This window comes from Anaerococcus vaginimassiliensis, assembly GCF_900626155.1.
Classification (GTDB): domain Bacteria; phylum Bacillota; class Clostridia; order Tissierellales; family Peptoniphilaceae; genus Anaerococcus; species Anaerococcus vaginimassiliensis.
In genome coordinates this window covers 1,518,463-1,531,688 of the sequence record NZ_LR130844.1, presented here as the reverse complement: position 1 = coordinate 1,531,688, position 13,226 = coordinate 1,518,463, and the positions used below count along the sequence as shown (strand labels likewise).

Sequence of the window (13,226 nt, the reverse complement as noted above, 5' to 3'; positions counted from 1 at the left end):
CTTGCCAATTGGCAAGCCTTTTTTTATGAGAGGATATAATTATGATAGATTATGCGAAAGTAAGTCTTAAAGCAGGAGACGGAGGCAATGGCGCAGTTGCTTGGAGGCGTGAAAAATATGAGCCAAGTGGTGGTCCTGCTGGTGGAGACGGCGGAAATGGTGGATCAATAATTATTAGAGCTACTAGAAACCTATCTACTCTTGATGAATTTAGATATAAAACAAATTATAAAGCCCAAAATGGTGAAGCTGGCGGAAAAAGCAAGAAATTCGGTAGAAAGGGAGATGATTTAATCATTAACGTACCAGTTGGTACTCTTATAAGAGAATCCCTAAGTAATACCATAATAAAAGATTTGAACACTGACGGAGAAGAATTTATTATTGCTAAGGGTGGCCGAGGAGGACGAGGAAACGTTCATTTCAAAAATTCTATTAGACAAGCACCACGTTTTGCAGAAAATGGCAAGAAGGGTCAAGAAATAGAAGTGATTTTTGAGCTTAAAATACTTGCGGATGTTGGCTTGGTTGGTCTTCCTAATGTAGGAAAATCTACACTTATATCTGTTATATCCAAGGCAAAACCAAAGATCGCTAACTACCACTTTACTACTATTGATCCAAATTTAGGAGTTGTAAATATTGATAGAGAAAGATCTTTTATAGTTGCTGATATACCAGGTTTAATAGAAGGTGCAAACGAAGGTAATGGCCTAGGCCATGATTTCTTAAAGCATGTTGAAAGATGCAGAGTCTTAGTTCACCTTGTAGATATTTCTGGTATAGAAGGTAGAAATCCTATTGAAGATTTTAATATGATCAATGAAGAATTAAAACTTTATAATGAAAAATTATCCGAAAAGCCAATGATTGTAGCACTAAACAAATCTGATTTGGATTTTTCTAATAACTGTGATGAATTTATTAGAGAGTTTGGTGATAAATATCAAATATTTAAAATTTCAGCGGCAACTACATCAGGTATAAAAGAATTAGTTGATGCTATATCAGAACTTCTTGCAACAAGTAAAATTAAGGAATTTGATCCTATGGAAGAAGTTGATTCTGAGTTCTTAGATAATTACTACAATAAAGAAATCGACTATGACTTAAACTTTAGAAAAGAAAATGACATATATGTTGTAGATGGAAAACGTGTAGACAACTTGATGTCTAAAGTAAACCTAGATGATTATGACGGACAAATGTACTTTGAGAAAACATTGAGAAAAATGGAAGTCTTTGATAAACTTAAAGAAATGGGTATACAAGAAGGTGACAGCGTAGCTTTTGGAGATTTAGTTTTCGAATATTACGAATAGGAGGTCATTTATGATAACAGGAAAACAAAGAGCCTATCTAAAACAAGAGGCACATGATTTTAAACCAGTTGTAAACATTGGTAAGTTTTCAGTAACAGATGAGCTCATCAAAGCTATTGATGAAGCTCTTGAAGCTAGAGAGCTTATTAAAATAAAAATATTAAACAATAATATGGATGATCAAGATGAGATTGTAGATACAATTCTTGAAAAAACTAATGCAGAGTTTATATCTCATTTAGGATCAATTATAACAATTTACAGAAAAAATAAAGACAATAAATACGAATTATAATGAGAATTGGACTTTATGGTGGTACATTTGATCCTATTCATACAGGGCATTTGATTGTAATTGAAAATGCTATTAACTATATGAATTTAGATAAGGTTATAATCCTTCCTAGTTCGAATCCGCCACATAAAAAACATAAAAAAAAGACAGCCACAAATATTAGAGTTGAGATGGTGGCTGAAGCTATAAAAGACAACGACAGAATAATTCTATCAACTTACGAGTCAACTGATCAAACCGTAAGGTATACTCACGAGACAATTGGATATTTTAAAAAGTACTTTCCTGAAGATGAGATTTTTTATATACTTGGTGAGGATTCCTTTTTAACAATAGATACATGGAGAAACTACGAAGATATATTAGATGAAAATATTATAGTGTTTACTAGAAGCAATATTGATTCAGCTAGTGAACTTGTAAAAAAAGTAGAAATAATAAAAAAAGATAATCCAAATATATTTTTAATTAATAATCTAAATATTAATATTTCATCTACTCTAATAAGAGGACTAGTAAAGAATAAAAAAAGTATAAAATATTTAGTGAGTGATGAGGTTAAGTATATAATTGAAAAAAGAGGTCTATATGTTTGATTATAATAAGTATAAAGATAAATTGTTATCTGATATTGGCGAAAAACGCTATAATCATAGCCTAAGGGTTGTAGACTGTGCAATTAAATTAAGTGAAGGTAAAGAGGTCGATTTGGAAAAAGTTAAAATCGCCTCTTTTCTTCATGATTGTGCCAAATACAACGAAGCTAAATATATGAAGGAATTAAATATCAAAGGGTTTGATGAAATAAACAATGAATTTTCAAAATCTGTTATTCATTCATTTTTAGGAGCGGAAGTAGCTAAAAAAGTGTATAATGTTAAAGACGAAGAGATATTAAAAGCTATTAAATATCATACAACGGGTAGAGAAAACATGACAACATTGGAAAAAGTTGTGTTTATGGCTGATGCTGTAGAAGAGAAAAGATCATACCCTGGTGTTGAAGATATTAGGCAGATGGCATTTGAAAATTTAGATAAAGCTGTGCTTATGACACTAAATCACAACATTAAATTTTTAATTGATATAGAAGCTTTTATAGATCCTCTTACACTAAATGCAAGAAATTATTTGATAAGGGAGAAAAATGGATAAGGTAGAAGTTATTTTAAAAACATTAGATGAGAAATTAGCTGAAGATATAAAAGTGGTTAATTTAGATAATTCTTCGATTGCAGACACATTTATCATTGCAAGTGGAGGTAGCATTAACCAAACTAAAGCCTTAGCTGATTATATAGAAGATGATCTAGAAAAAGAAGGTTATCACTTGTTATCCAAAGAAGGGCTTAGAGAAGGCGAATGGATATTACTCGATGCAGGTGAAGTTATTGTTCACATATTTACTCAAAGACAACGTGAATTTTATGATTTAGATAATTTATGGGAGAACTAATCTCTCATAAATTACTAGGAGTATTTTATGTCTGATGATAAGAAAGATAAGATTATATATGGACTCATAGTGGCTGTTGTGATTTTACTTGCTAATTTTATATATACGAATGATGTAGGTAGCTTTTTCGATAATGACAATAGAATTAGTCTAATAGATCAAGATAAGTTAGAGAGTAATAAAATTGATGACAGTCTGGATGTAGAAGATGAGTCTATAGATAAATCTATTAAGAAAGTTCATATATCTGGAGAAATTAATAATCCTGGCGTATATGAAATTCGTGATGAACAAAGACTTGAAGATCTAATAAAAGAGGCTGGTGGCTTAACAAACGAGGCAGATGATAGAAATCTAAATTTAGCTCAAAGATTAGAAGATCAAATGAAAATTTACATACCAAACATAAATGAAGAGAATTCATTGGAAAATACTGATCGTAATCAAGAAGCTTTGCCCGTAAGCAATACTGATTCAAGTTTAGTCAATATAAATACTGCTAACAAAGATGAACTTATGAGTCTTCCTAATATAGGAGATAAAAGGGCAGATGCTATTATCGAATATAGGAAAACTCAAAAGTTTGAAAAAATTGAAGATATAAAAAATGTTACTGGAATAGGCGAAAAATATTATGAAGCCTTAAAAGATTTGATTACTGTATAGGTGAATAAGATGAAATTATCTACTAGAGGAAGGTATGGGCTAAGGGCCATGTGTTACTTGGCCAGTAATGAAGATAGGGGTTATATTTCTGTTTCAGAAATGAGCGAAAAGTTGAACTTATCTGAAAATTACTTAGAACAATTAATAAGATTATTGAAAAATGATGGACTCATAAAGTCGGCCAGAGGACCTAAGGGCGGATATAAAATAACTAAGGATCTAGACGAGATATCAGTAGGTGAAGTCCTAAGGGTTCTTGAAGGCAACATTACTATGAGTGATTGTGTAAGTGGAGAGCATTTTTGCGATGATAAATGCGATGCTTACTATGTTTTCAACAGAATCGATCAAGTGATTAATGATGCTGTTGATTCAATTAGTTTAAAAAATATGATAAATCAGGAAGTTTGAGGTAAATGATGAAGAACTTGGGAATGAATGAGTTAAGAAGTAAATATTTGAATTTTTTTGCGAATGAGAATGGACATACTTTATTAAAATCCTTTCCATTAATACCAGTAGATGATGATTCGCTATTATTGATAAATGCTGGTATGGCACCACTAAAAAAATATTTTACTGGTGAGAAAAAGATGAAAAATAATAGAGCGACTTCTTCTCAAAAGTGTGTAAGAACTGCAGATATTGAAAGAGTTGGTAAGACTGAACGTCACGGAACATTCTTTGAAATGTTAGGTAATTTTTCTTTTGGCGATTATTTCAAAAGAGAAGCTATTACATGGGCGTATCAATTCTTGACAAAAGAATTAGAAATCTCAAAAGATGATATCTGGGTTACAGTCTTTAAAGAAGATGACGAAGCTTACAATATTTGGCATGATGAAATTGGACTTGACGCAGAAAGAATCTTAAGAGAAGGTAAAGAAGATAACTTCTGGGAACTAGAAGTAGGTCCATGCGGTCCATGTTCTGAGATCTTTGTAGATAGAGGAAGCGATAGAGCAGTAGATGAAAATGATGTAAAACCTGGTAATGACAATTCAGATAGGTTTATGGAAGTTTGGAATCTAGTGTTCACCCAATTTAATAAAGATGCCCAAGGAAATTACACTCCTCTTGCTCATCCAAATATAGATACTGGAATGGGACTTGAGAGAATAGCCATGGTTTTACAAAATAAAGACAATATTTTTGAAGTAGACGTAATGGTTGAAATTATCTCTGAAATAGAAAGATTAGCTGGAATAAAATATAAAGAAGATAAGAAAGCTGATGTATCTATAAGAGTAATTGCTGACCATGCTAAGGCTATGACTTTTCTAGTTGCTGATGGAGTTATCCCATCAAATGAGAAAAGAGGCTACGTTCTAAGAAGACTCATAAGAAGGGCATATAGACACGGTAAACTTTTAGGAATCGAAGGAGAATTCTTAACAAATATTATCGACAAAGTTATAGATACTTACAAAGTTGAATATGAAGAATTAGCTACAAATAGAGAAAAGATAAAAGAAATTATAAAAGACGAAGAAGATAGATTCCAAAAAACAATCGATCAAGGTCTTGAGAGATTAGAAGATCTAATTTCTGATATGGAAGAAGAAAATAAAGATGTTTTAAATGGTGAGGAAGCCTTCAAGCTCTATGATACTTATGGTTTCCCACTAGATTTGACAAAAGAGATTTTAGAAGAAAAGAATCTAAAAGTTGATGAAGAAGTATTCAATGAGCAAATGAATATCCAAAAACAAACTGCTAGACAAGCTAGAAAGAAGGATGCTGGGTGGTCATTAGATAATTTAAATACAGATGGTATTAGAAAAACTGACTTTGTTGGATACGATGATTTAGATGTAGATGGTAAAATATTAAATATATTTGTTGAAAACAACCAAGTATTTTCGATTAATGAAGGATCTAAGGGTATAATAATTAGTGATAAGACTTCATTCTATGCCGAAGGTGGCGGAGAGGTTGCTGATACAGGAGTTATTTCTTCTGATAACTTTGAAGCTAAAGTAATGGATGTTCAAAAATTAAAAGATATTTATTTCCATTATGTAGAAGTAATAAGTGGAAAAATTAGTGTTAACGACACCGCCAAGTTTAAGGTTGATAGATATAAAAGATTTGATATCCAAAGAAATCACTCTGCGACACATTTACTAGATCAAGCGTTAAGAGATGTTTTGGGAGAAAGTATCAAACAAGCTGGTTCATTAGTTGATGAAAACAAGTTGAGATTTGATTTTACTCACAATAAAGCTTTGTCAACAGAAGAATTAAGACAAGTAGAAGATATAGTAAATAATGAAATAGCTAAACAAAATTTCGTAAAAAAAGAAGTTGTTGACTACAAGAAGTCTCAAGAAATGGGTGCCATCGGATTATTTGAAGATAAGTATAAAGATAAGGTTAGAGTGGTATCAATGGGAGATTACTCTAAAGAATTATGTGGTGGTTGCCATGTAAATTATACAAGTGACATTCTAATGTTTAAGATTGTTCAAGAATCATCTGTTTCTGCGGGTGTAAGAAGAATAGAAGCTATTACAGGTAGAAAAGCCTACGAATTACTACAAAATTCTGATAAATCAATTAAAACAATTGCAAACAAGTTAAATACCAATGTCAATAACATTTCTAATAGAATTGATAGTATAGAAAAAGAGATAGAAAACTATAAGAGTGAAATTTCTAGACTAAAGAGTACTAATTCATCCGACATAATAAACGAGCTTAAAAATAGCGTAAGGAATGTCAAAGGAATTAATCTCTTAGTAAAGAAATTTGAAAATGCTTCAATGGATGAGTTAAGAGACTATGAAAATAGAATCAAAAACTCATTCGATAATATGATAATTATATTTGCATCAGTTAGCGATAAAATTGTGTTTACTGTTTCGGTTGATGATAAGTTAGTTGATAAGTATAATGCAGGAAAAATTGTAAGAGAAATCGCTCAAGTAACTGGTGGAAATGGAGGAGGCAAAAAGAATTTTGCCCAAGCTGGAGGAAAGGATATCTCCAAGCTTGATGAAGCTTTAAACAAAGTCAACGAAATTATTTAAGGAGAAATTATGACTGATAAAAATAACTTCAATGAGACCATGCTCTTTAAAAGAGAAAAAGATCAAGATAAAGATATTAGACAAATTCTAACAACTGTTTACAAAGCATTGGAAGATAAGGGGTACAAACCAACAGGTCAAATAGTAGGATATTTATTATCAGGAGATCCAACTTACATTACAGCTCATGACGGAGCCAGAAAGCTAATTAGAACAGTTGATAGGGATAAAATCCTTGAAGAGTTACTAGAAGCATATATAAATGAGTAGAATAATGGGACTTGATGTCGGGGATAAAACAATTGGGGTTGCTCTTAGTGACCCTATGTTTTTGCTGGCACAAGCAAAAGAAACTATTAAAAGAAAAAAAGCAAGTTTAGATATACAAAGACTACTAGAAATCATTGATGAAAATGATGTTAACCTAATAGTTGTAGGTTTGCCTAAAAATATGAATAATACAATCGGACCTCAATCTATGAAGGTAATGAGTTTTGTGGATTTATTAAAAAAACAAACTGATGTAGAAATTGTATATGAAGATGAAAGAATGACTACTATTCAATCAGAGTCAGTTCTGATAGATATGAAAGTCAGAAGAGAAAACCGCAAGCAGTATATAGACAAGATTGCGGCGACTTTTATATTGCAAACTTATTTGGATAGGAGAAAAAATGGATAAAATCATTTTACTTGACCAAGAGAATAATGAAGTCGAATTTGAACTAATAGATACATTCGGAGTAGATGAGGCTAATTATGCAGCCTTAAAGCAAATTGACGATGATCTAATACTTATGGTTGAGCTTATTGAAAGTGACGGAGAAGTTATATTCAAAGCTATAGAAGACCAAGATGAATTAGATGAAATAATTGCTTTATATGAAGACATGAAAGAAGATTTGGATGAATACTGATCAGATTAGAAAAATTTTTGAGGAAAATAATCAAAAGTTTACTAAACAAAGAGAAATAATCTTCAACGCACTTAAAAATTCAGAGGCAAAACATATTACCCCTGAAGAACTATTTTCATCAGTACACAAGGATCATAAACAAGTAGGTATAGCAACTATTTATAGAACATTAAATATTTTTGAAGAGCTAGGAATTGTTAATAAACAAGAATTTACCGACCAAGCTTACACTTATGAACTGATAGATCCTAAAAATGATCACCACGATCATATAATATGTACTTCATGTGGAAAAATCATTGAAGAAGAATTTTTGTCAAAAGACGAAATAAAAGAATCATTAAAAGAGAAGTATGATTTTGATCTTGATTATTATTCTTTAAGAATCTTTGGAACTTGCTCCGATTGTAAAAATACAAGGAGTAAAAATGCAAAATGACAAGAAATTAAGAATAATCCCTTTGGGGGGATTACAAGAAGTAGGTAAAAACTGCACTGTAGTAGAATATGGTAATGACATGATTATGATTGATTGCGGATTGACCTTTCCTGATGCAGAAATGTTGGGAGTTGATATCGTAATACCAGATTTTACTTATGTAGAAGAAAATAAAAAGAAACTAAAAGGAATATTTGTAACCCATGGTCATGAAGACCATATAGGTGCTATTCCATATTTCTTAAAAAATATAGATACAAATGTTTATTGTTCTAAGTTAACAAAGGGTTTATTAGAAAATAAATTCAAAGAGCACGGACTAAATCCAAATAAAATTAAGATGGTTAATGTAAATAACACTGTTAAAGCTGGTTCTTTATCATGTGAGTTTATTAGAGTTAGCCATTCTATTCCAGATGCTTGCTCCATTGCAGTTAAATCACCTGTAGGAACGGTTATATTTACTGGTGACTTTAAAATGGATTTTACACCAATTGATAATGATCCAACTGATATACAAAGATTAGCTGAATTAGGAAAAAAAGGAGTTCTAGCTCTATTTGCTGATAGTACGAATGTGGAAAGAGAAGGCTATTCAGTAAGTGAAAAAACCGTTGGTGACACATTTATACAAATATTTGGTAGAGCAAAATCTAGGATAATTGTGGCTACTTTTGCCTCAAACCTTCATAGAGTACAACAAATAATTTATGCAGCTGAAAGATACAATAAAAAAGTAGCCTTATCAGGTCGCTCTATGTTAAATAACGTTAGGATTGCAAGTGATTTAGGATATTTGAAAATTAAAAATAATACTATAATTGATATGAAGAGTATAAAGAATTATGCAGACGATGAAATTGTAGTATTATCTACTGGTACACAAGGTGAGCCACTATCTGCTCTTACAAGAATGGCAAACAGAGAACATAAACAAATAAACCTAAATGAAACTGATACAGTAATTTTATCTTCGTCAGCTATACCAGGTAATGAAATGGCTATCAATAATACAATAAATAATCTTACAAAAATTGGTTGCAAGATTATTTATTCATCTTTAGCTAAGGTCCATGCTTCTGGTCACGCTTGCCAAGAAGAGATTAAATTGATGTACCAATTGACAACACCTAAATATTTACTACCAGCCCATGGAGAAGTTAGACAACTTCAAAAACACGCAGAAATAGCTGAAGATATGGGTCAGCCAAAAGAAAATATCTTGATAGGTAAAAACGGTGATGTATATGAGTTTACAAAAAAATCTGGTGCAATAAATGGAAGAGTACAAGCAGGAAACATACTAGTAGATGGATCAGGCATTGGTGATGTTGGGAATATTGTTCTAAAGGATAGAAAACACCTATCAGAAGACGGATTAATGGTTGTATCTATTACTTTTGATAAACATACACAACAACTACTTGCTGGCCCTGAGATAGTATCTCGTGGTTTCGTATATGTAAAAGAAAATCAAGATATCATTGAAAATGCAAAAGATGTTGTAATAAGATCAATAAAAAGATGTGCAGACAAAGATATAAGAGCTATTAGCCAAATAAAATACAAGATAAGAGAAGACCTAAAATCATATATCTATAATGAATTGGGTCGTGACCCTATGATTCTACCTGTAATTTCAGAGCTTGAAACAAATGAGTCATATAAATAATGAGTATGTATCATCATTTATAAACTTTTTATCAGAAGATATGGATTATCTCGAACTAAGAGAGTATGCAGAGGCTAATAATGTGCCTATAATGAAAACTGAAACTAAGGAATTTCTAAAAACTTTAGTTTCAATATCAAAGCCTAAATCTATTTTAGAAATAGGTACAGCAATTGGCTATTCTTCTTTGGTATTTTCAAAATATTCTGATGCTGACATTACAACTATTGAATTATCTAGTGAAATGGCGAATATTGCAAAAGATAATTTCAAAAAATATGATAAAAATATAAACTTAATAAATGATGATGCAGAAAAAGCCTTGACTACTTTAAATCAAGGCTTTGATTTTGTTTTCATAGATGCTAATAAATCAAATTATAAATTTTACTTCGATTATGTAGATAAATATCTACTAAATAAAGGTGGAATCATAGTTGCAGATAATATTTTATTTAGAGGCGAAGTATGTAATGATGATTTGATCGAAAAAAGAAAAATCACTATTGTAAAAAGATTGAGAAATTTTTTAGCAGATATTACTAAAAGAGAAGATTATAAAACAAGTATAGTTCCGATTGGAGATGGACTAAGTATTAGTTATAAGGAGATATAATGACAACAAACAAAAAAGTAGAATTGCTTGCGCCCGCGGGGGATATGGAAAGATTAGAAACAGCAATAAAATTTGGAGCAAATGCAGTATTTTTAGCAGGAGATAGTTTTGGATTAAGAGCAAATGCTAAAAATTTTGATAAGGATGAATTAACAAAAGCCGTCAAACTTGCTCATGATAACAATGTAAGAGTACATGTTACTATGAATATATTACCGCACGATGATGACATGACTGGTCTTGTAGAATATCTTGAATTCTTGGATTCTATAAAGGTAGATGCTTTAATAATTTCAGATCCTGGTATTTTTTCTTTAGCTAAGGAGCATACTGATATTGATCTTCATATAAGTACCCAAGCATCAGTTACAAACTCTGCAACAGTTAAATTCTGGCATGATATGGGAGCTAAGAGAGTTATTCTAGCTAGGGAACTTTCTTTTGAAGAGATTAAAGAGGTTAAGAAAAATGCGCCAGAGGATATGGAAATTGAATGCTTTATCCATGGAGCTATGTGTATATCATATTCAGGTAGATGCCTACTATCAAATTATATGACAGGTAGAGATGCTAACAGAGGAGACTGTGCACAATCTTGTAGGTGGAAATATTCTATACAAGAAGAGACAAGACCTGGAGAATATTATCCAATAGAAGAAGATGGTAAGGGCGGCACTTTCATAATGAATTCAAAAGACCTATGCTTGATAGATGAAATAGATAAATTAATAGAGGCAGGCATAGATAGCTTTAAAATCGAAGGAAGAATGAAAACAGCCTTTTATGTAGCGACAGTTATTAGAAGCTATAGGCAAGCTATTGATAGTTACTATGCTGGTACATTCAATGAAGAAGTTGCCAAAAAATATTATGATGAAATAACAAAGGCTAGCCACAGACACTTTACGAAAGCATTTTTCTATAACAAACCAGATTCAAGTGCTCAAATATATGAAAACTCATCATATATTAGATATTATGATTTCATAGGTACAGTTTTAGATTACGACAAGGAAACAAAAATTGCAACAATTGAGCAGAGAAATAGGTTCTTCTTAGGTGATAAGATTGAAATATTCTCTAACTCTCCAGACTTTTATGAATTAGAAATAGACAATATGAAAAATAAAAAAGGAGAGGATATAGAGGTTGCTAATCAACCTAAGGAAGAAATTTTCATAAAGATTGATCTTCCTCTAGAAAAAGGAGACATGTTAAGAAGAAAAATTGAAAAATAGATATTTTAAAAGCCCAAGATTAATCTTGGGCTTTTATGTAATTATTTATCTTCTGATGGATTTTCAGAGAAGTCTGCTCTTGTTCTACGTGATTCAACGCCTACATTTGAGTTTTCATCAGCTTCATCGCTAATGCTTCTTAGATTTTCTTGATCTGGTCCTAATTTTTTATCTAATGATTCTCCACCAGTTTCTTTGTTTTCATCCCTAACTTTTTTGTCAAGTTCGTCATTTCCTCTGTATTGGTTATCATTAGTTACTTTTTTATCATCTGTCATAAAAATCTCTCCTTCTATGTTTTAAATTTTACTTACATTTATATTATAACAGATATTAATAAAAATTTCACTAGTTATCGTTTGCAATAATATATTTTATCTATATATTCTATATAACAGATAAGACCTTTGGTAAAATCGTAACTAAAGTATCGTTGTAAAATCATCGAAAATTGGTATATTATTAAAGGAAAAGGTGGATATTATGAATAATAAAAGATTAAAAATGATTGTAGAATCTAAAGTTCCATCATATGGAACTATTCATTCTGCAGGGATAGATTTATACTCTTATACTAAAGATGATATTGTTATAAAACCAGGAGAAACTGTAAAGGTACATACTGGAGTTAAGGTTGAGATTCCAGAAGGATATTTTGGAGGAGTTTATCCAAGATCATCTACTGGAGTTAAGAGGCAATTAATGTTAGCCAACACAATAGGAGTCATTGATTCTGATTATAGGGGAGAAATTATGGTTTTCTTCTACAATTATGGAAAAGAAAATCAAGTTATAAAAAACGGTGACAGACTAGCCCAACTTGTAATTCAACCATACCAAAAATTTGACATAGAATTAGTTGATGAACTTGAAGATACAGCAAGAGGAGAGGAAGGATTCGGTTCAACCGGAAAATGAGTAAGAATAATTGGTCTAAAACTTTCAAAAAGAATAAATATAGAATATATCTAGGTTTAATTGGACTTTTCGTATTATTTATTTTATTAATATTTATAAAAAATGGGATATCTAATCATAGTTTAAAGAATTATGAGAATGATATATTAATTGTCAAAGATAACAATGATAATCAAAAGTCTTTTTCTCTAAAGGAACTAAGATCTTATAAGAATATAGATCAAAAAATAAGCTTAAATAATAATAGAGAAGAAGTGAATGTTACAGGTGTGCCACTTGAACAATTATTAGGTGATTTATCGTACAATTTAGAAGAGTCACCAGAAATACTCGTTGAAGATTCTAATGGTAAGACTGAAACATTACCAATGTCAGTTGCTCTTGAAGTAAATAGAATACTAGTAGTATATAAAATCAATGGCAAAGCTAATAAGGATTACGACAAAACTCTGGGATCTTTTACTTTAATTGATACTACAGATAAAAGTAAAGACTCGCGGATAAAAGACGCAAAGGTACTTAGTATCCAATAAGTTATCTGAATGGTTTTTATATCAAATCAAGTTAATAATGATTAAAGAATATTAGGAGAGATTTAATCTCTCTTTTTTATTAGCTATTTTAGTTTGATAACTAATAGATTTATGCTATAATA

At 30.9% G+C, this 13,226-nt stretch carries 18 protein-coding genes; 17 read left to right on the top strand and 1 reads right to left on the bottom strand.

The window, feature by feature from the left end; genetic code table 11:
- Positions 1-41: 41 nt before the first annotated feature.
- From obgE to E0D87_RS07400, 15 genes are read left to right on the top strand one after another with little or no spacing between them, the layout of a single operon-like run.
- Positions 42-1,322, top strand: coding sequence for a GTPase ObgE (obgE, locus tag E0D87_RS07470; RefSeq protein WP_130819974.1), 1,281 nt, complete (start codon positions 42-44; stop codon positions 1,320-1,322).
- 10 nt (positions 1,323-1,332) lie between these two features.
- Positions 1,333-1,617 (top strand): ribosome assembly RNA-binding protein YhbY, encoded by a 285-nt coding sequence (gene yhbY / locus E0D87_RS07465; protein ID WP_130819973.1) that lies wholly within the window; start codon positions 1,333-1,335, stop codon positions 1,615-1,617.
- Complete coding sequence (gene nadD / locus E0D87_RS07460) at positions 1,617-2,213, top strand: nicotinate (nicotinamide) nucleotide adenylyltransferase (RefSeq protein ID WP_130819972.1); 597 nt, start codon at positions 1,617-1,619, stop codon at positions 2,211-2,213. Before yhbY ends, nadD begins: the two co-directional genes overlap by 1 nt.
- Positions 2,206-2,772 (top strand): bis(5'-nucleosyl)-tetraphosphatase (symmetrical) YqeK, encoded by a 567-nt coding sequence (yqeK, locus tag E0D87_RS07455; protein WP_130819971.1) that lies wholly within the window; start codon positions 2,206-2,208, stop codon positions 2,770-2,772. The genes nadD and yqeK overlap by 8 nt, the downstream gene beginning before the upstream one ends.
- A complete protein-coding gene (gene rsfS, locus E0D87_RS07450; protein WP_130819970.1) occupies positions 2,765-3,073 on the top strand; it encodes a ribosome silencing factor in 309 nt (102 codons plus the stop codon). Before yqeK ends, rsfS begins: the two co-directional genes overlap by 8 nt.
- A 27-nt stretch (positions 3,074-3,100) precedes the next feature.
- A complete protein-coding gene (locus E0D87_RS07445) occupies positions 3,101-3,739 on the top strand; it encodes a DUF655 domain-containing protein (RefSeq protein WP_130819969.1) in 639 nt (212 codons plus the stop codon).
- 9 nt (positions 3,740-3,748) lie between these two features.
- The gene (locus E0D87_RS07440) at positions 3,749-4,150 is read left to right on the top strand and encodes an RrF2 family transcriptional regulator (protein ID WP_004834309.1); all 402 of its coding nucleotides are present in this window, start codon (positions 3,749-3,751) and stop codon (positions 4,148-4,150) included.
- A gap of 8 nt (positions 4,151-4,158) precedes the next feature.
- Positions 4,159-6,771 (top strand): alanine--tRNA ligase, encoded by a 2,613-nt coding sequence (gene alaS, locus E0D87_RS07435; protein ID WP_130820193.1) that lies wholly within the window; start codon positions 4,159-4,161, stop codon positions 6,769-6,771.
- A gap of 9 nt (positions 6,772-6,780) precedes the next feature.
- The gene (locus E0D87_RS07430; protein WP_130819968.1) at positions 6,781-7,041 is read left to right on the top strand and encodes an IreB family regulatory phosphoprotein; all 261 of its coding nucleotides are present in this window, start codon (positions 6,781-6,783) and stop codon (positions 7,039-7,041) included.
- On the top strand, positions 7,034-7,453 hold the full coding sequence (gene ruvX / locus E0D87_RS07425; protein ID WP_004834111.1) for a Holliday junction resolvase RuvX: 420 nt from the start codon (positions 7,034-7,036) through the stop codon (positions 7,451-7,453). The genes E0D87_RS07430 and ruvX overlap by 8 nt, the downstream gene beginning before the upstream one ends.
- Entirely contained in the window at positions 7,446-7,688 is a 243-nt protein-coding gene (locus tag E0D87_RS07420) for a DUF1292 domain-containing protein (protein ID WP_130819967.1), read from the top strand. Before ruvX ends, E0D87_RS07420 begins: the two co-directional genes overlap by 8 nt.
- Positions 7,678-8,127 (top strand): Fur family transcriptional regulator, encoded by a 450-nt coding sequence (locus tag E0D87_RS07415; RefSeq protein ID WP_130819966.1) that lies wholly within the window; start codon positions 7,678-7,680, stop codon positions 8,125-8,127. The genes E0D87_RS07420 and E0D87_RS07415 overlap by 11 nt, the downstream gene beginning before the upstream one ends.
- Complete coding sequence (locus E0D87_RS07410) at positions 8,117-9,799, top strand: ribonuclease J (RefSeq protein WP_130819965.1); 1,683 nt, start codon at positions 8,117-8,119, stop codon at positions 9,797-9,799. Before E0D87_RS07415 ends, E0D87_RS07410 begins: the two co-directional genes overlap by 11 nt.
- On the top strand, positions 9,783-10,415 hold the full coding sequence (locus E0D87_RS07405; RefSeq protein ID WP_130819964.1) for an O-methyltransferase: 633 nt from the start codon (positions 9,783-9,785) through the stop codon (positions 10,413-10,415). Before E0D87_RS07410 ends, E0D87_RS07405 begins: the two co-directional genes overlap by 17 nt.
- Entirely contained in the window at positions 10,415-11,653 is a 1,239-nt protein-coding gene (locus E0D87_RS07400) for a peptidase U32 family protein (RefSeq protein WP_130819963.1), read from the top strand. The genes E0D87_RS07405 and E0D87_RS07400 overlap by 1 nt, the downstream gene beginning before the upstream one ends.
- A 41-nt stretch (positions 11,654-11,694) precedes the next feature.
- On the opposite strand, the gene E0D87_RS07395 is transcribed toward E0D87_RS07400, so the two are convergent.
- Complete coding sequence (locus E0D87_RS07395) at positions 11,695-11,931, bottom strand: elastin-binding protein EbpS (RefSeq protein ID WP_130819962.1); 237 nt, start codon at positions 11,929-11,931, stop codon at positions 11,695-11,697.
- A 205-nt stretch (positions 11,932-12,136) separates the two neighbouring features.
- Here E0D87_RS07395 and dut point away from each other — a divergent pair, with 205 nt between their 5' ends.
- Positions 12,137-12,571, top strand: a complete 435-nt coding sequence (gene dut / locus E0D87_RS07390) for a dUTP diphosphatase (RefSeq protein WP_130819961.1) — start codon at positions 12,137-12,139, stop codon at positions 12,569-12,571.
- Positions 12,568-13,104, top strand: a complete 537-nt coding sequence (locus E0D87_RS07385; protein WP_130819960.1) for a hypothetical protein — start codon at positions 12,568-12,570, stop codon at positions 13,102-13,104. Before dut ends, E0D87_RS07385 begins: the two co-directional genes overlap by 4 nt.
- Positions 13,105-13,226 lie beyond the last annotated feature (122 nt).